Source organism: Arthrobacter sp. Soil736 (assembly GCF_001428005.1).
Lineage (GTDB): Bacteria > Actinomycetota > Actinomycetes > Actinomycetales > Micrococcaceae > Arthrobacter.
Map to the genome: position 1 here is coordinate 339724 of NZ_LMSB01000045.1, position 18396 is coordinate 358119.

Annotated in this window: 18 protein-coding genes; 4 read left to right on the forward strand and 14 right to left on the reverse strand. The window is 63.9% G+C overall.

Annotated elements, in window-relative coordinates:
• Positions 1-53: 53 nt before the first annotated feature.
• From ASG92_RS22660 to ASG92_RS22700, 9 genes are all read right to left on the reverse strand, one after another.
• Positions 54-1058, reverse strand: coding sequence for a sugar phosphate isomerase/epimerase family protein (locus tag ASG92_RS22660; protein WP_056633884.1), 1005 nt, complete (start codon positions 1056-1058; stop codon positions 54-56).
• Positions 1059-1386: 328 nt separating this feature from the next.
• Positions 1387-2118 carry a GntR family transcriptional regulator gene (locus ASG92_RS22665; RefSeq protein ID WP_056633705.1) on the reverse strand — a complete coding sequence of 244 codons (732 nt, stop codon included), beginning with the start codon at positions 2116-2118 and terminating at the stop codon, positions 1387-1389.
• Positions 2119-2174: 56 nt separating this feature from the next.
• Positions 2175-2642, reverse strand: coding sequence for a hypothetical protein (locus tag ASG92_RS22670; protein ID WP_056633707.1), 468 nt, complete (start codon positions 2640-2642; stop codon positions 2175-2177).
• On the reverse strand, positions 2639-3163 hold the full coding sequence (locus ASG92_RS22675) for a signal peptidase I (protein ID WP_240987266.1): 525 nt from the start codon (positions 3161-3163) through the stop codon (positions 2639-2641). The genes ASG92_RS22670 and ASG92_RS22675 overlap by 4 nt, the downstream gene beginning before the upstream one ends.
• Before the next feature lie 106 nt (positions 3164-3269).
• Positions 3270-3893: a hypothetical protein gene (locus ASG92_RS22680; protein ID WP_056633709.1), complete on the reverse strand. Its 624-nt coding sequence runs from the start codon at positions 3891-3893 to the stop codon at positions 3270-3272.
• Between the two features lie 73 nt (positions 3894-3966).
• Positions 3967-4497 carry an alternate-type signal peptide domain-containing protein gene (locus tag ASG92_RS22685; protein ID WP_056633711.1) on the reverse strand — a complete coding sequence of 177 codons (531 nt, stop codon included), beginning with the start codon at positions 4495-4497 and terminating at the stop codon, positions 3967-3969.
• Positions 4498-4672: 175 nt separating this feature from the next.
• On the reverse strand, positions 4673-5746 hold the full coding sequence (locus tag ASG92_RS22690; RefSeq protein WP_056633714.1) for an alkene reductase: 1074 nt from the start codon (positions 5744-5746) through the stop codon (positions 4673-4675).
• A gap of 188 nt (positions 5747-5934) precedes the next feature.
• Positions 5935-6990, reverse strand: coding sequence for a 2,3-butanediol dehydrogenase (locus ASG92_RS22695; protein WP_056633717.1), 1056 nt, complete (start codon positions 6988-6990; stop codon positions 5935-5937).
• An 11-nt stretch (positions 6991-7001) separates the two neighbouring features.
• Positions 7002-8792, reverse strand: coding sequence for an NAD(P)/FAD-dependent oxidoreductase (locus ASG92_RS22700; protein WP_056633719.1), 1791 nt, complete (start codon positions 8790-8792; stop codon positions 7002-7004).
• 244 nt (positions 8793-9036) lie between these two features.
• Here ASG92_RS22700 and ASG92_RS22705 point away from each other — a divergent pair, with 244 nt between their 5' ends.
• Positions 9037-10371, forward strand: a complete 1335-nt coding sequence (locus ASG92_RS22705; protein WP_056633723.1) for a helix-turn-helix domain-containing protein — start codon at positions 9037-9039, stop codon at positions 10369-10371.
• An 82-nt stretch (positions 10372-10453) separates the two neighbouring features.
• Here ASG92_RS22705 and ASG92_RS30085 read toward each other — a convergent pair whose 3' ends face one another.
• The 3 genes from ASG92_RS30085 to ASG92_RS22715 all read right to left on the reverse strand — a co-directional run bounded on the left by ASG92_RS30085 (position 10454) and on the right by ASG92_RS22715 (position 14031).
• Positions 10454-10798 (reverse strand): PKD domain-containing protein, encoded by a 345-nt coding sequence (locus tag ASG92_RS30085; protein WP_240987258.1) that lies wholly within the window; start codon positions 10796-10798, stop codon positions 10454-10456.
• A 605-nt stretch (positions 10799-11403) separates the two neighbouring features.
• Positions 11404-12054, reverse strand: a complete 651-nt coding sequence (locus ASG92_RS28655) for a DUF6318 family protein (RefSeq protein WP_157372409.1) — start codon at positions 12052-12054, stop codon at positions 11404-11406.
• 249 nt (positions 12055-12303) lie between these two features.
• Positions 12304-14031, reverse strand: a complete 1728-nt coding sequence (locus ASG92_RS22715; protein WP_056633725.1) for a hypothetical protein — start codon at positions 14029-14031, stop codon at positions 12304-12306.
• Between the two features lie 304 nt (positions 14032-14335).
• Here ASG92_RS22715 and ASG92_RS22720 point away from each other — a divergent pair, with 304 nt between their 5' ends.
• Both ASG92_RS22720 and ASG92_RS22725 read left to right on the forward strand, forming a co-directional pair.
• Entirely contained in the window at positions 14336-14770 is a 435-nt protein-coding gene (locus tag ASG92_RS22720) for a pyridoxamine 5'-phosphate oxidase family protein (protein ID WP_056633729.1), read from the forward strand.
• Positions 14771-14798: 28 nt separating this feature from the next.
• Entirely contained in the window at positions 14799-15224 is a 426-nt protein-coding gene (locus ASG92_RS22725) for a very short patch repair endonuclease (protein WP_056633732.1), read from the forward strand.
• Between the two features lie 20 nt (positions 15225-15244).
• On the opposite strand, the gene ASG92_RS22730 is transcribed toward ASG92_RS22725, so the two are convergent.
• Positions 15245-16000, reverse strand: a complete 756-nt coding sequence (locus tag ASG92_RS22730; protein WP_200952057.1) for a response regulator transcription factor — start codon at positions 15998-16000, stop codon at positions 15245-15247.
• A gap of 101 nt (positions 16001-16101) precedes the next feature.
• Here ASG92_RS22730 and ASG92_RS22735 point away from each other — a divergent pair, with 101 nt between their 5' ends.
• Complete coding sequence (locus ASG92_RS22735; protein ID WP_056633736.1) at positions 16102-17766, forward strand: PAS domain-containing sensor histidine kinase; 1665 nt, start codon at positions 16102-16104, stop codon at positions 17764-17766.
• Between the two features lie 8 nt (positions 17767-17774).
• Here ASG92_RS22735 and ASG92_RS22740 read toward each other — a convergent pair whose 3' ends face one another.
• Positions 17775-18323 (reverse strand): TetR/AcrR family transcriptional regulator, encoded by a 549-nt coding sequence (locus ASG92_RS22740; RefSeq protein ID WP_056633895.1) that lies wholly within the window; start codon positions 18321-18323, stop codon positions 17775-17777.
• Positions 18324-18396 lie beyond the last annotated feature (73 nt).

Below are 18396 nucleotides of genomic sequence, written 5' to 3' on the forward strand. Positions count from 1 at the left end.
CCGGCGGCCGCCGTCGGAAGTCAGGCTCCGGTGGGAACCTGACTTCCGGGAGATTAGGAGCTGGCGAGTTCGACGGCGGCCGGCTGCTGCCGTCCCTGTGCCACGAGGCTCTTGCCGAGAGCGTAGCCGTCCTTCTTGGGCAGGACGTGGCGGCGCAGGTAGTCCTGGTTGCCGGCCGTCACGGAGAGGCCGTCGCCACCATAGTGCTCCGTGCAGATGATGCCCTGGTAGCCGGCGGCGATGGCCACTTTGAACGCCTCGCGGTAGTTGATGAGGCCGCTTTCCATGGGGGCGGGCATGGCGACGTAGCTGTCGCGGGCCACGTCCTCGTCACGGATGTAGTTCTTCATGTGCCAGTAGTTCGAGTACGGCATGGTCTTGGCGACCATTTCGCGCCAGTCCTCGATGGGGCGGTGCAGGCGGATCAGGTTTCCGATGTCCGGGTTGAGGCCCACGTTGGCGAGCCCGATGTCCTGGACCAGCTGAACGGACGAGTCTGCCGTGCCGAGGTAGGTGTCCTCGTACATTTCGAGCGAGAGCAGGACGCCGACCTCTGCGGCGTGACGGCCCAGTTCGCGGAAGCGGGTGACGGCCTTGTTCCAGGCGTCCTTGTCCCCCACCGGGTCCTTGTAGCCTTCGACGGTCCAGAACCAAAGCTGCTTCTGCTGCTCCGCGGTGATCGCCTGGTGCAGGCCGAAGGAGACAACCTCGCAGCCGAGTTCGGCGGCGGCGTCGATGGTGCGGTGGCTGTACTCGAGGTTGGCTTCCCAGTTGCCTTCTTCGATCACGCTGCGGCGGATGGCCGAGATGACCGGGATGCCGATGCCCACATTCTGGGCGGTCTGCTTGAACTCGGCGAGGCGCTCCTTGCTGAGATCGCCGGGGCGGACCCAACTGTCCGTGAGGTCGGCGTTGCTGAAGCCCGCTTCCTTGACCTCGGTCAGGACCTCGGCCCAGGCGGACGCGTCGGCGTCGTTGATGTGGTTGCCCTGCGCGTCGATGCCGGGGAACTGCAGCAGCGCTGCGGTGATGGGCCAGTTATCAGCTGTGTAAGCCACGTTGTTGTTCACTCCTTTGTGGAATCCTCTTTCCTATAGGATTGACCATCCGGAAGAGGTTGTCAAGGTCACAGGGCCTTGTTCGGGAACAATCGTAGATCCTATATGGAGTCCGGCAGTTTGTGAAGCGCCTCACAGGAATCAGGGCGCGTGGCGGAGGGCGCGTGGCGGAGGGCGCGTGGCGGGTGGGGCGCGGGGCGTGGGTGGCGCGGCGTGAGTGGGGTGCCGCGGGGCGGGTGCACTCCCCCGGGCCGGTTGACCCAACTGAGTAGCAGTACACGCCGTTTTCAGCGCTGAGAACGACGCGAGCTGCTACTTACTTGGGCTGCTAGTCAGCCGGGGCGTCGGCCATGGCCCGTGCCCGGACCTTCTGCACATGATCGGCCATGGCGGCTTCGGCTTTTTGGGGGTCGCCGGTGGAGAGTGCGTCGAGGACGGACTGGTGCTCCGCAATGGCGTACTCGGCGTCCGTGATGCCCACACCCCCGAAAAGCCGGAAGCGCTGGACCTGGCCGCCCAGCGCGGCGTATGCGGAGACCATGAACTGGTTCCCGGTCTGCTGGGCGATCAGCTGGTGGAAGCGCTCGTCGGCTTCGAGGTAGTCCTTGTACTCAGCGAAGGACGGGCCGCGAGGCGCCGACTTCAGGTCCTCGACGGCCTGTTCCAGCTCGGCGAACCGTTGCGGCGTCAGGCGCGCACAGGCCAGCCGCGCGTTGACGGGCTCGATCGCCAGGCGGGCTTCCATAAGCTCGGCAAAGTCCTCCCGGGTGAAGACCGGGGCCACCCTGTAACCTTTCAGCGCCACCCGGCGGACCATTCCGGTGTGCTCCAGCCGCGCCAGGGCCTCGCGGACCGGGGTGGGCGAAACATCGAGTTCGCGGGCGGTTCCGTCGATACTGACGGCGGCGCCGGGCTCCAGCCTTCCGTCCATGAGCGAGGCCAGAAGCTCCTCGTAGACGTGGTCCGCCAGGACCTGGCGGCTGACGGTGCGGCCACCCCGGCGGTCAGCCTGCACGGCGGGCTGGCTGCCGGCGCGGGGGCCGTTGGACGCTTTCTGCATGGTCAAATCCTATAGGGGCGCCCCGAAGATGGGCGCACGGCCCCATCAGACCGACACTATGGCGTGCACTTGACCTTTCCGCCGCCGGCGATGGTGAAGCTCCATTCTGCAATGGATTTCTCCAGGTCCGCGAACGTGGCAGTCACGCGGACAGTCAGGGGGGTCGCGCCTGCGTTCGCAACGACGATGGGAGACAGCTCGGTCAGGGTGATCGGCCCGGTTCCGGTGCCGGCGGGGTACTCGGTGGGACCGTAGGTGCCGTCGGCCCGGCGGGCAGCCATAGTGAGCGTAGTAGGGGTCTGAGCCGCGGATACAGTCAGGGTTGCGGTCTTTTCGTTCACACTGTTCGTGCAGGCCAGCGTGATGAGTGGGCCCCAGTTGGTGCCGGCCGAGACCGTCATGGTCGCGGTGGCTGACTGCTGCCACAGCGCGACGGCGGCAGCGCCGCCGATGCCGAGGAGCACCGTCAGCACAAAGGCGAAGAGCGCCAGCATGGCGCCGGGGATCTTGGCCTGGGGCTTCATGCTGCCGCTCCTGAATTCCGGCGCCGGCTGCGGATGTGCCGGACGATAAGCAGAAGGCCGTAGCCGATGAGGCCGGCAGCACCGGCCGTCATCCAGAGGCCGCGATCCGCATTGCCGAGTGCATTGGCAGCGTACCCGACGAACGGGACGGCGTAGAACAGTTTCCCCTTGACCTGGAGTTCACGGACGGGCTTGGGGTCGTTGATGTCGTTGTTGTCGCCCTTGGTGATCAGGGTTTTTTCTCCGGCCTGCGTGGCACCGAACCCGACAATCCGGTGCGTTTCCACCGCCGGCCGGCCCGACTCCAGCTGGAACGTGACGACGTCGCCGTATTTGAGTTCGCTGAACGCGGCGGGCTTGACTACCAGGAATGTGCCCGGCGAGTACTTCGGAGCCATGGAGTTGGTCAGGACCGAGTAGGTCTGGGAGCCGGTGGCCTTGGGTACGAGTATGAGCACCAGGGCGGCGAATACTGCGACCATCAGCAGCACGAGGTTGGCGAGGCGGCCTGCGGAGGCGATCCAGCGGCGGGCCGGCTTCGTTGCCTGGTCAGCACTCTCCACCTGTTCACGGGCAATCTTCGCGCCGCTCCTTTGGGAGGATTTTCCGCCGGTTGCCGGCAAGGTATCAAGCGCAGCCACTGGGCACCCCGCAGAGCTGGGAAGCGGTGAGGGGGATCGAGATGTTCACGGCTTGTCCTTTCAGGGTGGATGGAGCGGTGGAGGAGAGCTTGACTTCAAAGCAGACGACGGTGGTTCCGGCCTTGGGGACTGCCGCGGTGGTCAGGCCTGCCGTGGTGAGCTGGGCGTAGCCCGTGGTGGTATTGCACTCGGCGGCCGTTGCCACGTTCTTGGCGCTCACGGTCAAGTACTGTGCCAGCGATCCCCCGCCCACGTTGCTGACAGCCGGGGCACCTGCGGTGACGCTGATGCTGAACTGCCCGCCGGCGTCGGAATTGTTCCTGGCAGAAACGCTGGAGTGGACCGCCGCGCCCGGGGCCAGCGCGGCCAGAGCCACGCTCTGAGTGGTGAGGGCCAGGCTGGCCGCCTGTCCGTCAGCCAGCGTCATGTTGGTGACCTGCCCGGAGGGCATTCCCGTGAGGCTGACGTTGAACGTTGCAGAGGATACGGATCCGGGAGTAGCGGAGGCGTTGGACGCCCAGAGTGCGTAGCTGCCCTGAACGGTCAGGAGGCCCATGAGCACTGCCGCGGCGATGAGTGCCGCCGCCCGCAGGCTGCGCGGGATGCCCATGGTTCCTCCTCCTGACCCCTCATCCGGTTATTGCGACGATGCAGCCGGCCACCCCCAGATGGCCGGCGGTCCGTTAGGCCAGGCCCGGCTGGGTGATCTGCTGCAGGGTGAAGGCGACGTTGCCGAAGTTGTACGTTGCGTTGACGTCCGCGCGGCCTGTGGTGGCGGCCTTGAACTCGAAGGTGATGGTCGCGGTGACCGTCTTGGAGGTCGTCAGCGGGTTGGAAACAGCCTCGCCGTCCACGGTCAAAACCGTACCGGAGACAATGACGTTGGCGGGAGTGAACCCGTTGGCCGCTCCGGTGCCAGTGGCAGTGATGTCTGCGGCCATCTTGTTGCCCGTCAGCGTCACGTCGAGGACCTGGGTGTAGGTCAGCTTGTCGCCGGGAACGACCTTGTAGGTTGCGATGTCGATGGTCGCGCCGGCGCGGTCCTTCCACGCTCCGGTTCCGCTCTTGACGACGTTCAGGTCACCGGCGACGACCGTGCCGGGCGCGGCGTTGTCTGCTGCGTTCCAGGAGGCCAGCGTGCCGCCGCCGCCCAGGAGCAGTGCGGCGCCCACGGCGATGGCGGCGGTTCCCTTGATCAGTGCGGTGTTTTTCATGGTGAGACCCTTCAAAATTTATGGTGGCTGTTGTCTTGCTACCCAGAACAATGCCGTGGCCGGCTCAGGACTCCATGCCACAAAAGGTCAAGATTCACTCAAGAAAAATTCCGGCGAAAACAAAGGAACCGCCCGGTGTCCGGACGGTTCCTTTGCTTTGTGATTCTGGTGCTGGCTAGGCCGTCTGGTACACCGGGTAGTCGGTGTATCCTTTCGCGCCTTCGCCGTAGAACGTGGCCTGGTCGGGCTCGTTCAGGGGCAGGCCCTCGCGCCAGCGGCGGGCGAGGTCGGGATTGGCGATGGCCGGCCGGCCCACCACCACGGCGTCCGCGTGGCCGTCTGCCACGAGCGCGGCTGCTTCCTCGCGGGTGGTGATGAGGCCGAACCCGGTGTTGACCAGGAAGGCGCCGTTGAAGCGGGTACGCAGGTCCTGGACGAGTTCCCCCGAGGGGTCGTGGTGCAGGATGCTCAGGTAGGCAAGGTTCAACGGAGCGATCGAGTTCACCAGCACTTCGTAGGTGGCCCGGACATCGGCGGCGTCATTCTCTTCGATGCCTTGAACGCTGTGCTCCGGCGAAATGCGGATGCCGACGCGGTTGGCTCCCAAGGCTTCGACGACGGCGTTGACGGTCTCGATGACAAAGCGCGCGCGGTTTTCGGGCGAGCCGCCGTAGCTGTCCGTGCGCACGTTGGTGTTCGGCGCCAGGAATTCGTGCAGGAGGTAGCCGTTGGCCGAGTGGAGCTCGACGCCGTCGAACCCAGCTTCAATGGCACTGCGCGACGCCGTGACGATCTCTTGGATGACTACCGGCAGTTCGTCAGTTGAGAGCTCGTGCGGCACCGGGTATGCCTGCTTGCCGGCGTACGTCCGGGTTTCGCCCTCGACGGCGATGGCGCTCGGCGCAACAACCCGGTGGCCGCCCGTGATGTCCTCGTGGGAGACACGGCCGCCGTGCATGATCTGCGCGAACATCCGTCCGCCTTCTGCGTGGACTGCGTCCGTAACTTTCTTCCACCCGGCGACCTGCTCAGGGGTGACAATTCCGGGCTGTCCCGGGTAGGAGCGGCCGGCGGGGCTGGGGTATGTGCCCTCGCTGACGATGAGACCGAGGGAAGCCCGCTGGCGGTAGTGTTCCACCACGAGCGGTCCGGGTACGCCTTCCTTGCCCGCGCGGACGCGGGTGAGGGGTGCCATGACGAGGCGGTTGGGCAGTTCGAGCTCACCGAGGGACAGCGGAGAAAACAGCATGCGTGGTTCCTTTCAGAATGCATTGGGTCCAGTGGGCCCAACTGCCACGCGTGTGCAAGTATTCCGGGTGTGACGCAGCTCATGGGGTCACCCGCCGCCCAAAGCACCCCGGGCACGGCGACGGCGGCCCCCAAAGCGGGTGCCGCCGTCGTCGTCAGTTTTTGGCTGATTACGGATGTACTGCCTGATCACGGATGGACGATGATCTTGACCGCCGTGTCATTGTGGTTGATCAGGGTGTCGAAGCCCTTGTCGACGAGGTCATCCAATGGGATCCGGCCGGTGATGAACGGCTTCAGATAGACCTTGCCGTCCTGCACCAGCTTGATGGCCGCGGCGTGATCGCCCTTGTAGGCGATGGTGCCGCGGAGATCGATCTCCTTCAGCACGATCTTCTGCATGTCCACCGTGGCCGGGCGCCCCCAGATGGAAACATTGACCACCACCCCGGCCGGCCTCACCACATCCAGCATGCTGTCCAGCACCGCATTGACGCCGGCACACTCGAGGGCAGCATCGGCTCCTTCCCCGGCGGTCAGTTCCAGCACACGTGCCTTGACGTCCTCTTGGCTCGGATCGATGACGTGGTCGGCGACGCCCGATGAGGCCGCTTTCTCCTTTCGGGCGGCGGACAGTTCCGTGACGATCGTTGTGATGCCGAGGCCCTTGAGCACCGCCGATGTCAGCAGACCGATGGGCCCGGCACCGCCGACGACGGCGATGTTCCCCGCGCCCAGCCCGCTGCGGCTGACTGCGTGATAGGCAACGGACAGCGGCTCGATGAGGGCAGCTTCCTCCAGCGGAATGGAGCCCACGGGATGGACCCAGCGCGAATCGACGACGATTTTCTCGCTGAGGCCACCCCCGCCGCCGCCCAGGCCGATGAACCCCATGCGGGTGCAGAGGTTGTAGTTTCCGGCGCGGCAGGGCCCGCATTCATCACAGACGAAGTAGGGCTCAACCACCACGTTGTCGCCAACTGACAGCCCGGACACCCCCTCCCCCAGTTGCTCGACGGTTCCCGAGAACTCATGGCCCATGGTGACGGGCGCCGCTTCACCCGTGAGCGGATGCGGATGGCCGGGCGGCGGGATGAAGATGGGGCCCTCGAGGAATTCATGCAGGTCGGTGCCGCAGATGCCGCACCAGGCGACGGCTATTTTGACCGCGCCCGGGCGCAGCTCCGGCTCCGGAACTTCCTCGATCCGGATGTCGCGCTGGCCGTGAAAACGTGCCGCTTTCATGACGTACTCCTTTAGCGAGTGTGGTGGGAGGGCTGCAGCTCGTACACCGGGGTGGGCAAGCCTTCCATCCGCGCCTTGAGCTGCAGCGCCAGATAGCTGGAGTAGTGCCGGCTTTGGTGCAGGTTCCCGCCGTGGATCCAGAGGTTTTCGACGTTGGTGGGCTTCCACATGTTGCGCAGCTCCCCTTCCCACGGACCCGGATCCTTGGGCGTATCGGAGCCGAACCCCCAGCATTTTCCGACCGAGTCCGCGACTTCGGGCGACACCAGATCGGCAAGCCAGCCGTTCATCGAACCGTAGCCGGTGGCGTAGATGATCACGTCGGCTTCCAGCTCCGTGCCGTTGTCTATGACGACGGCGTTGCCCGTGATTTTGCTGACCTGCCCGTTGGCGAGCCTGACGCGGCCGTCGATGATCAGCTGCGAGGCGCCGACGTCGATGTAGTAGCCGGAGCCACGCCGCAAGTATTTCAGGAAGAGTCCTGAGCCGTCCACGCCAAAATCAAGGTCGAAACCGGCTGCCTCGAGCTGGGAGTAGAAATCGGCATCGCGCCTGGCCATCTCCTGATAGACGGGGATCTGGGCTTCCGGGAGGATGCGGTACGGCAGCGACGCGAACAGGAGATCGGCCTTCTCGGTGATCACCCCGTTGGCGAGGGCTTTCTCCGAATAGAGGTCGCCGAGCGCGAGGTCCATGAGGGATTCGCTGCGTGCGATGTGGGTCGAGGAGCGCTGGATCATGGTGACGTCGGCGCCGTGTTCCCAGAGATCGGCGCAGATATCGTGGGCGGAATTGTTGGAGCCGATCACCACGGCCTTCTTGCCCGTCCAGTCACCGCCGCCCGGGTGTTTGGACGAGTGGTACTGCTCCCCCAGGAAGGACTCGGCGCCGTCGAACACCGGGATGTTGGGGTAACCGGAGACGCCTAGGGCGAAGACGAGCTGCTTGGGACGCAAGGTGACGGGTTCGCCGTCGCGGATCACGCTGACCTCCCACTCGCGGGTGTCTTCGTCCCAGCGGGCGTTGGTGCATTCAGTGCTGGACCAGTAGTTCAGCTCCATGATCCGGGTGTAGTGCTCCAGCCAGTCCCCGATCTTGTCCTTCGCGGCGAAGACCGGCCAGTCATCCGGGAACTTCATGTACGGCAGGTGGTCGTACCAGACGGGGTCGTGCAGGTGCAGGGACTTGTACCGGTTGCGCCAGGAATCGCCCGGGCGTTCGTTCTTCTCGATGATGATGGTGGGCACGCCGAGCCGGCGGAGCCGCGCGCCGAGTCCGATGCCGCCCTGGCCGCCGCCGATGATGACGGTATAGGGCTGCTCCTCGTAGCCGAGCTTTGCTGCTTCCTCTTCCTTGAGCTCGAGCCAGGACCTGCGGCCTTTCTCGATGCGGTGGGCCACTCCCTTTTCGCGGTTGGGCCCCTTCTTTTCCTCGAAGCCTTTGAGTTCCTGCATGGTGGTCAGGAGGGTCCAGCATTTTCCGTTGCGCAGGCGCAGGTGGGCGTAGCCGCGGGCCTGGGCGGTTTCGAAGGTGACCCAGGCTTCGGTGTTGGCTGCATCGCCGGTGGCATTCTCGGCGAGGGCCCAGTTGCGTGGCTCGACGTCGTCCAGGGTCGCCTCAAGCATGCGCCCGATGCTGTCCTTGCCTTCCAGCGTCTTGAGGTTCCACGTGAAGGATACGAAGTCGCGCCAGTACGGCTCCTCCACGAACAAGTCCAGCGCAGCGGCCGTGTCTCCGCTGCGCAGCGCCTCATCGAACTGCGCCAGCCAGGCCCCGGCGATGCCGTTTGGTGTCTCAGGCATGATTCCTCTTTCCTTTGATGACTTTTGGGGCACTCAGCGTTGGGGATTTGATCCCCTGACTCGAAAACCGCCTGCGTGACCCACATCACAAGTACATGCCCTAGGGGGTTACAATCGGGTTACACGTCTTGGTTCACCCGCCTGGATCACCTGCGGGTCGGCCGCGTTCAGCTGTGTGTCGGTCGCGGGCAAGTGCCGGCGGTAGCCGGACGCAGCGATTCAATGGTGAGTTGGGAGGACCCGCATGGCCCAAGGGACTGGCGCTGGCCCGCGGATTCACGATCTCCGGTTTTCTTCTCCCGCCGAGTACGCCCGGGCGCTGCGCGAGGCCCATGAAGCCACCATTTCGGGGCATCCCGATCCCCACATTTCCCCGTCACTGGTCAAGTCCTGGCAGCGATCCCTGGCCCTGGGCATTGACCCGGACCAGCACCGCCCCATCCACCGGCACGATGTCGGCGAAGCCCGGTTGCTTGGCGCCGATCACCGCCTCGCTGCGGTGATGCCTGCGCTGTCCCAGCTGCTGGCTGACGAGACGACGGACGGGCAGCATCTCCTGATCGTCACCGATCATCTCGGCGAAGTGCTCTGGCGGATCGGCAGCCGGAAGGCGCTGAGACAGGCAGACGCCCTGGAGTTCGTGGAGGGCGCCGACTGGTCCGAATCCGGAATTGGCACCAATGCCATCAGCGAGGCCCTGATCACGGAGGCGCCGGCCCAGCTTTTCTCGGCGGAGCACCTGGTCCGCACGCACCATGACTGGGCCTGCACGGCTGCACCGATCCGGGACCCGTTCACGGGTGACGTTCTGGGAGTGCTGGATGTCTCCGGGCCGATCCAGTCGGTGACGCCGGACAGCCTGCGGATGGTGCGCTGCGGTGTGCGGCTGGCCGAGGAGCTCCTGAAGTCGGCTGGAGTCCGCTCACCTGACGCCGCGGCCGGGCGCCCCATGTCCGCCTCAGTGTCCGCGTCTTCCGGTGGCGGTTTGCCCCGATCGCTGACGCTCCGGTTGTTGGGCGACACGCCCACGGCAGAGGTCGACGGCGGTGCACGGCTTTCGCTGACACTGCGCCGCGCCGAGATCCTGGCTCTGCTGGCCTCGCGGTCCGGCGGCTGGAGCGCCGAAGAACTGGCGTACGAGCTTCATGGCGAGGACGGGGCCGCTGCCTCAGTGCGGACCGAGATGCATCGCATCCGCGGCGTTCTTGGAAAGGTAGTTGAGCCCAATCCATACAGGTTCGCGGCGGGCGTCCGGGTGGTCACCGATGCGTCCATTGTCACCGGGCACTTGCGGGACGGCCAGGTTGCTGAAGCCCTGGCCGCTTATCCGGCAAGGCTGCTGCCCCGTCCCGCAAACTTTCCCGTTGAGCTGATGCGCGATGAGCTCAACGAGGCCGTGGGGGCCTCAGTGCGCGCCAGCGGGGATCCGGATCTGATCATGCGCTGGTGCTCAAGCGACATGGGTGCGGCCGACTTGGCTGCGGCCGCCGCAGTCAAAGGGCTGGCCGGAGCAGACGATCCGCGTTACCAGTTGCTGCAGGCGAGGATGGCGCGGCTGGACCGGGAGCTGCGGGCGTAATTCGTTTCTCGGGCCTCTCATCCGCGTCTAGTTCGGGGCGCATGGGTGTTGTTCGGATTCCTTACGGGTCATGCGGGGGCGTTTACTTCTTGGGCGGGGCAGCTCCCGGGCATCCCTGGCCTCGGGGGTTGGTGATGCAGTCGTCTGCGTAGTTCCGCGTGACGGAACGCCACACACTCACCGTCTGCGGAGCAGAACTGAATTGGCCCTGGTTGGGGATGGGAAGGGCCGGCCCGCCGTTCACGGAATACGTGCCCTGGAAGTACGTGGTGAGCACCACGCTGAAATCCCCCGTCGCAGCGTACGCGTGGCTCGTGCGTGTCTTCTCACCCCAGCGATCCTGCGGGAGCGGCCCGCCCATGGTGGTTGTCGGCCCCAGCGACGTGCCGTCGCCGTAGTCCCAGCGGTACTGGACGGGCTTGGCCACAATATGAATCTTCTGCGCCAAAATCGTAATGTCGAATGGCTGCTCACTAGCTGCTGCATAAAAATTCGTCTCTGCACCCCTAAGTGTGTGCGGACTCGGCTGTGCCGTGACCTTCCCCGGCACAACAGGAAGCTTTTGAAATTCGTTTTGAATACGGGCCGCTATTCGGGGAAGCAAATCTTCCGGATTCTGGTCATAGAGGCAAGTGGGTCCGCCACCATTGGCGGTCCAGTCCGACCACGTCGGATTAGGGAGCGACCGCGGCGCGACCTTCCAGATGACAGGCACCCCGGGTTTCCCATCAGCTCGGGGCGGGCACGGACGTTGTCCAGCCAGACAACTGATATCCAGGTTATTTTCGTCGACCTGGCACTGCGGTTCGGCCCTGTATTGGTTCGGATCCTGGCTCACGAAACCGGGCGGCGCGGGCACTATCTCACCGGTGGTCTCGTCAAGAATCCACGTCTCGACTCCGACATCAATACCTGTATCCTCGAATCCGACCGTACCTGAGGAATCATCGGCGCCGCTTTCGGCAGCCAGCGTCATCACAATAGCCACGGAAAAACATACGGCGGCGCAATTAGGCCGGACCCATTTCATGGCTAGCGAATTAAGCCGAGGTCGATGACGGTCCAACCGGTCGAGTCGAAGCTGACAACTGCCTGACTCGCCCTGTTCGACGCTCTTGTCACGGCTTGGTAGAGAGATCCAGTGGGCGTGTAAATCGCAATTTCCTGTTGAATGACTTGGATGGTTGCCTGTTGAGATTTCCCGCCGGGACGGAATATCGGCTTCACAGACGGCGTCTGGATCTTTCCTCCGACAATCCATCGCTGCCCTTGCCAAGCTTTTTTCACGTTGTCGCGAAGTCCATTACAAAAACGGCAATCTGGACCACTTACGGACTCCATTAGGGCAGTGTCCCCAGTTTCATACGCGTAGGAAAGAGCCCGAAACCAGTACTTCGTGAACGCTTCCACGCCCTCTTTCGAATTCTTGCCCGCCAACGCGGGTTTTACGGGCACCGGAACATTCTGCGCCTTGCCCGTGGCATCCGCGGGTCTATAGGCGGGTGTCGGGGTAGCGGTGGCGCTAGGGGTGGCTGTAGCGGAGGCGGAGGGGCTGGTCCCGTCGCTCGAACCGTTTTTGGGGCCTTCACCGTTGCTGCAACCGCTGAAGACCAGGACGGAGGCGGCGAGGACGGAAATCGCAGAGAGGCGCAGACGCCCGGAACTGAAGGTACGAGAAGTCATGCGCTAATCCCCCCGGATAGGTTTCAAGACATCTGTGTCCGAACAATGGTTAAAGGGTAGCCGAGGCCACACTTTCGGGCTCAAAGTTATCCACAGCCAGCGAACCCTTTCGTTCTACCACCTGCCAGCCGGCGCCGAAAGTCAAAGCAAAAAAGGCCCCGTGAGAAGAGCGCACAAAACGGGCCCGGTGCGCTTTGCCACCGGGCCCGTCACTACTGCAAAGGCCAATCCAAACAAGCCCAATATTCCTTAGTGCTGTGCCGGCAAAACGAGCTCCCCCGATTTATCGGTCGACAAGGCGAGCGAAGACACATACTGGGGTTCGCCGTCGGGTCCGTCCTGGGCGGAGCGGACCATGTCCGGACGTTCAAATTCGATTCCCGTCACGTGGCAGAGGAGCTTGGCGTCGCTGGGGTTGCCGTCGGCGTTGAACATCGGCAGGTCAATCCCGTCGTCGGTGCGGCGAAGGTAGTAGCGTCCCTTTGTCAGGACAGCCAGCACTGGCGGCAACACCAAGGCAAGCACAACAGCGAATATTGGCGAGTACGGCTGGATGCCCGGCCCGAACGCCCCAAAGAAGACGGCAATGGAAATCCCTGCGGAGACCAGCATGGAGACGAAGCCCACCGGGTTCACGGCATACAGCATGCCGCGCCGGAACTCAGGCGTCTTCGGCGAGATCTTCAGCAGGTACTTGTTGATGGCAATGTCCGACGCAACAGTAACCACCCAGGCCATGGCGCAGTTGGCGTAGAAGCCCAGAATGCTGTTGAGGAAGCTGAACATGTTTGCTTCCATCAGGACCAGCGCAATCAGCAGGTTCACCACCACGAACACCATGCGGCCGGGGTAGGTCTTGGTGACCCGGGTGAAGCTGTTGGTCCATGCCAGTGATCCGGAGTAGGCATTGGTCACGTTGATCTTGATCTGGGAAATGACCACCAGCACCACGGCCAACGCCATGGCCAGCCATCCCGGCATCATTTCCTGATACACGCCGAGGAACTGATGCACGGGCTCGTTGGCCGTCGCGGAGGCGGCGGGATCGAGCTTGGCGATCAGGTAGACGGCTATGAACATGCCGACAATCTGTTTGACGGCTCCGAACATGACCCATCCGGGTCCGGCGAGGATCACGGCCCTCCACCACGCTCCCTTGTTCTCGGCAGTCTTGGGCGGCATGAACCGCAGGTAGTCAATCTGCTCGGCAATCTGCGCCATCAAGGACAGGCAGACGCCGGCTGCCAGCATCACGGACGCCAGATTGGTGCCCGCCGCCCCGGAATCTCCGGTGAAGGCGAAGAAATCATCGATGCTGCCGGGATGGGACACCACCAGATATCCCACGGGCACCACCATGAGAAGCAGCCACAGCGGAGTGGTCCACACCTGCAGCTTGGCCAGGGTGTTCATCCCGTAAATCACCAGCGGGATGATGATGACGGTGGAGGCGGCGTATCCCAGCCACTGCGGAACGCCGAGTCCCAGCTCCAGCCCCTGGGCCATGATGGAACCTTCCAGGGCAAAGAAGATAAACGTGAACGTCGCGAAAATGACGTTCGTGACCACGGAGCCGTAGTATCCGAAGCCCGAGCCTCGCGTGATGAGGTCAAGGTCGATGTTGTACCGGGCGGCGTAGTAGGCCAGTGGAAAGCCCGTGGCGAAAATGATCACGGCGGCCACGAGGATGCCGAAGATCGCATTCACCGTGCCATAGGCGATCCCGATATTCGCGCCAATCGAGAAATCGGCCAGGTAGGCGATGCCGCCAAGTGCGCTCGTTGCCACCACCCCGGCGCTCCACTTGCGGTAGGACCGCGGCGCGAACCTCAGCGTATAGTCCTCCAGGCTTTCCTTGGTGGCGCTCAAAGCGTCGGCGTTACCCGCCGTCGTGCTCCCCTGCGGACCGCGCCCGACGGCGGTGCCGCCGCCCGCCGTCGGCTCCAGCAGTTCGGTGGCTCTCAGATCATTGGTCATCAGTCATCGCTTTCGTTGCCAGTTGGTCCTTGCTGACGCTAGTCACGACGTGAGACAGCCCCGTCACGGGGCTATTACAAGGGTGTTAAAGGTCCCAAGGCTTTCCGCCACGCGGGCTCGACCGGGGCCGGGTCTCGACAAGCTCGACCAGCGGGGTCCCCCGAGGCACGCGGGCTCGACCGGCCGGGTCTCAACGACCAGCGGGGCCTCGCCCACCTCAGCATGGTGGCGGATTCAAGTCCGCGGCTGGGAAAATTTCCTCATATCCCTATCGTTTTTCTACAAGACGTAGAAGAATGGAGCCATGATGTTCAACCACGCCGACGGCGACCCCATCCTGATCCTCGACGACGAACAATGCTGGCAGCTTCTTGAGGGCACGAAGCACGGCCGTCTCGTGGTCACTGTTGCGGGTGAGCCCGACATTTTCCCGGTCAACTATTTGGCCAGCCGCCGGAAGCTGTACTTCCGCACGGCGCCCGGCAACAAGCTGGCCCAGGTGACCATCAACGACCACGTCCTCTTCGAAACGGACGGCATCATGTCAGACCAGGCGTGGTCGGTAGTCCTCCGCGGTACCGCACGGGTACTGAGCAAATCCGCAGAAATTGCGCAGGCAGAGACCCTTGGACTCGCGTCCTGGGTTCCCACGCTCAAGGACTTCTACGTGGAGATCGAACCGGGATCGGTCAGCGGCCGGCACTTCGAGTTCGGCGAACAGCCGGAACGGGAAATCTAGCGAGCCGCAGCAAGCCTAGACTTAAAGCATGGCGGACCGGCTAACACCTGAGCAGCGCAGCTGGAACATGTCGCGGATCAGGGGCAAGAACACCAAGCCCGAATTACTGGTGCGCAGCCTCTTGCACGCCAAAGGCTACCGGTACCGCCTGCACGGAGCCTCCGGCGGCAGCAAGTTGCCGGGGAATCCGGATCTTGTCTTCGCCGGCAGGCGCAAGGTCATCTTCGTCAACGGCTGCTTCTGGCATTTCCACGATTGCAAGGCCGGCCAGCACTCCCCCAAGGCCAACGCAGAATTCTGGGAGGCGAAGCGGACAAGGACCAGGAACCGCGACGCCGACCAGCGCCGTCAGCTCGAAAGCGCCGGATGGGCGGTGCTCACCGTATGGGAATGCGAGCTGCGGGACGCTTCAGCGCTGGAGCAGCAGCTGGAGCAATTCCTCGCTAAAACCTGAACACGCCGCTGCCGGCGGGGTCAGTGTTCCGCAGGAGCCAATCTGTAGCCGACGCCGCGGACGGTCTGGAGCCAGCGCGGGCTCTGCGCGGAGTCACCGAGTTTCTTGCGCAGGTTACCCATGTGCACTTCAACGGAGCGCTCGTCGGCCTCGCTGATGTAACTTCCGACGTCGTACGGTTCGTCCCGCAGGCGGCGCACCAGGTCCGCTTTGGTGCGGACCATGCGGCCAGCTTCAAGCAGAGCATGCAACAGATCGAATTCGGTGCGTGTCAGGCTGAGCTCCTTGCCATCCACGGTCACCGTCCGGGAGTCGTAGCTCATGTCCAGCCCGTTGTGGCTGAAGATGCTCTCAGCGTTGGCCGCTCCGGAAGGTGCGCCGTTCTCTTCGGCGACATCCGACGTCGAACGCGGACGCCGCATCATGGCGGCGACCCGGGCGCGCAGTTCCCGGGGACGGAAGGGTTTGGTGAGATAGTCGTCCGCGCCGGATTCGAGACCGATCAGGGTATCCAGTTCCTCCGCACGGGCGGTGAGCATGACGATGTAGGCATCGGAGAACTGACGGATCTGCCGCGCCACTTCGAAACCGTCAATGTCGGGCAGGCCCAGGTCCAGGGTGATAACCGCCGGGTCCAGCTCCTTGGCGGCCAGAACGCCTTCCGCGCCGCTGCTCGCAGCGGTCACGTCAAAGCCTGCCTGCGTCAGTACAACACGCACTAATTCGCGAATATCGTGATCATCCTCAATGACCAGCCCCACGCGTGCATCACCCATCGCAGCCCCCTCAGCCCGCTACATCCCGTCTGCAGTATAGCTCCCGCCCGCTATCCTGCAGATATGCGTTTCTTCGGCCCCGTCGTATCGGACAAGCACCCATGATCAGTCCAACCTGGAAGGACGCTTCCGGGAGGATCCTGCTCTTCCGTCGACCGTTCCACGAGTACTCCCTGCGTAGCCGCGTAACGCTGAGCCAGATGCCGCTCTCGGTAACGGCAGGCATCACCGCATTCCTCATTTTGGCTTTCTTCCCCGAGACGCTCATGAATCCGCTGTTCATCAGCTTCCTGTTGTCGCAGGGGATCATTCTGCTGCTTTGTTACGCCGTGCCGTGGGACAAGCTGCCGTACCCGGCTTTTCTGGTGGTTCCCATCCTGGACCTCGTCTCTATCGCGCTCGGCCGGGAAGGCGGCCAGGACAGCCTGACTGGAATCAGCCTCATGTCCGTGTTCCCGGTGACCTGGTTATGCGCCTCGGGGGTATTTCCCAAAGCTGCGGTAGCCATTTCCTTTTTCGGGCCGCTGGCCATCATCTGGGTGCCTCTGCTGATCAGGGGGGATGTCTCCGGACAGGACCTGGCCAGGTCCTTCCTCCTCCCGGTCATGATGCTGGGGATCGGCGTTTCGGTGACGGTCATGACCCTCAGCATGGTCCGGCAGCAACGCGATCTGGAGGAAAAGGACGCCCAGCTGCGCGGGGTGCTGAAGGACAGCAAGGGCCAGGAGCGGTTGCTGAATACCGTGCTGGACACCGTGCACCTGGGCGTGCTTGCCGTGGATGCCGACGGCAATGACATCCTGATGAACCGAAAGCAGCGCGCCCATCACAAGCTGGCGACTCCCGCCGGCAACCCCGATCCCAACGAATCCGAGCTACTGGTCTTCGCGGCCGACCGCAACACCCTTGTGCCGGTGGAGCAGCGTCCTGTCCGGCGTGCGATTCTGGGCGAGGAATTCACCGACTACCTCGTCTGGCTGGGTGACAGCAGCGAGCAGCGGGCCATCACCACGAGTGCCAGGCCCATGAGGGACCAGGACGGGAACTTCGCCGGCTCGGTCATCGTGTTCAGCGACGTCACCGAACTGGTGAATGCCCTGGCGGCCAAGGACGACTTCGTCGCCAACGTCTCCCACGAGTTCCGCACCCCGCTGACCTCGATCCTGGGCTACGTCGAACTCATGCTGGATGACGACGACGACCTGACGGAGTACCAGCGCGGGCCGCTCGAGATCATCCGCCGGAACTCGGAGCGGCTCCTCACCCTGGTTTCGGATCTCCTGTCCAGCAGGCACGGCCAGCTGATCGTCAGCCCGCGGGCCGTGAATGTGGCGGACCTGGTCCGGGCAAGCGTCACGGCCGCGCTGCCGCGGGCCACCGTTTCGGGCATCCGGCTCATGGCCGACGCCCCCGACAGGTTAGCCGCCCACGTCGACCCGGCCCGCATTTCCCAGGTGCTGGATAACCTGGTGTCGAATGCCATCAAGTACTCGCCGGACGGCGGTGAAGTGGTGGTGTCGCTCAGGTCCGAGGACGGGCACGTGGTCTGCAGCGTCAGCGACACCGGGATGGGAATGAGCGAACAGGACCAGGAGGAGGTCTTCGCCAAATTCTTCCGCTCAGCCGTTGTCCGCAACTCCGCGATACCCGGGGTGGGGCTGGGGCTGTCCATCAGCAAGGCCATAGTGGAAGCCCACGGCGGCAGCGTTTCGCTCCGGAGCGAAGTAGGGGAAGGCACCACGTTCACTTTTGCAGTGCCCCTATAGCAATTCGCTCAGGCCCGGTGGTGCTCGATCAGCCATCCGGCGAGCTGGCGGGCACGCTTTGCTGCCTCAAGATCGCCTTCCGCGGCCGAGATGATGGAGCCCTTCATCAGGATGTGCCATGACCGGGAGAAATCCTCGGTATGCACCAGCCCGGCCTCGTCCGCGAGCTGCTTCACGTGGCCGCGGATTTTGGCGAGGTAATCGATGCTCGCCCGGCCCAGCGGATGGGTGGCCCCCATCTCCAGGAGCACATTGATAAAGGAGCACGCCTCGAAGTCGGTGCGGCGGAACCAGTCGGAGAAAACATCGAAGATGGCGAGCAGTTGCTGCTCGGGCGTGTCCGCCCGGCGCCTCGCTTCGCCCACAATCGCGTTGACCGTCCACACGCGGTCACGTTGCTCGAGGAAGGCCAGCACCAGCTCATCTTTGGAGGCGAAGTGGCGGTAGAACGTGGCCTTCGCAACACCTGAACGGCTGATGAGCTCATTGATGCCAACGTCGCGCACACCTCTGCGCGCAAAGAGATCATAGGCTGTGTTGACGATCCGCTCCCGCATCCCGGCAGCACCGGCTGAGCCCGGGGCGGACGTGCCCGGGGCTTCGGCACCCAAGGCTGCGGCGCCGCCCAAC

Coding starts and splice junctions, on each gene's coding strand:
- ASG92_RS22665 (WP_056633705.1), bottom strand. CDS start 2,118: ATGCAGAAAGCGTCCAACGGCCCCCGCGCCGGCAGCCAGCCCGCCGTG.
- ASG92_RS22670 (WP_056633707.1), bottom strand. CDS start 2,642: ATGAAGCCCCAGGCCAAGATCCCCGGCGCCATGCTGGCGCTCTTCGCC.
- ASG92_RS22680 (WP_056633709.1), bottom strand. CDS start 3,893: ATGGGCATCCCGCGCAGCCTGCGGGCGGCGGCACTCATCGCCGCGGCA.
- ASG92_RS22685 (WP_056633711.1), bottom strand. CDS start 4,497: ATGAAAAACACCGCACTGATCAAGGGAACCGCCGCCATCGCCGTGGGC.
- ASG92_RS22690 (WP_056633714.1), bottom strand. CDS start 5,746: ATGCTGTTTTCTCCGCTGTCCCTCGGTGAGCTCGAACTGCCCAACCGC.
- ASG92_RS22695 (WP_056633717.1), bottom strand. CDS start 6,990: ATGAAAGCGGCACGTTTTCACGGCCAGCGCGACATCCGGATCGAGGAA.
- ASG92_RS22700 (WP_056633719.1), bottom strand. CDS start 8,792: ATGCCTGAGACACCAAACGGCATCGCCGGGGCCTGGCTGGCGCAGTTC.
- ASG92_RS22705 (WP_056633723.1), top strand. CDS start 9,037: ATGGCCCAAGGGACTGGCGCTGGCCCGCGGATTCACGATCTCCGGTTT.
- ASG92_RS28655 (WP_157372409.1), bottom strand. CDS start 12,054: ATGACTTCTCGTACCTTCAGTTCCGGGCGTCTGCGCCTCTCTGCGATT.
- ASG92_RS22715 (WP_056633725.1), bottom strand. CDS start 14,031: ATGACCAATGATCTGAGAGCCACCGAACTGCTGGAGCCGACGGCGGGC.
- ASG92_RS22720 (WP_056633729.1), top strand. CDS start 14,336: ATGATGTTCAACCACGCCGACGGCGACCCCATCCTGATCCTCGACGAC.
- ASG92_RS22725 (WP_056633732.1), top strand. CDS start 14,799: ATGGCGGACCGGCTAACACCTGAGCAGCGCAGCTGGAACATGTCGCGG.
- ASG92_RS22730 (WP_200952057.1), bottom strand. CDS start 16,000: ATGGGTGATGCACGCGTGGGGCTGGTCATTGAGGATGATCACGATATT.
- ASG92_RS22735 (WP_056633736.1), top strand. CDS start 16,102: ATGATCAGTCCAACCTGGAAGGACGCTTCCGGGAGGATCCTGCTCTTC.
- ASG92_RS22740 (WP_056633895.1), bottom strand. CDS start 18,323: ATGCGGGAGCGGATCGTCAACACAGCCTATGATCTCTTTGCGCGCAGA.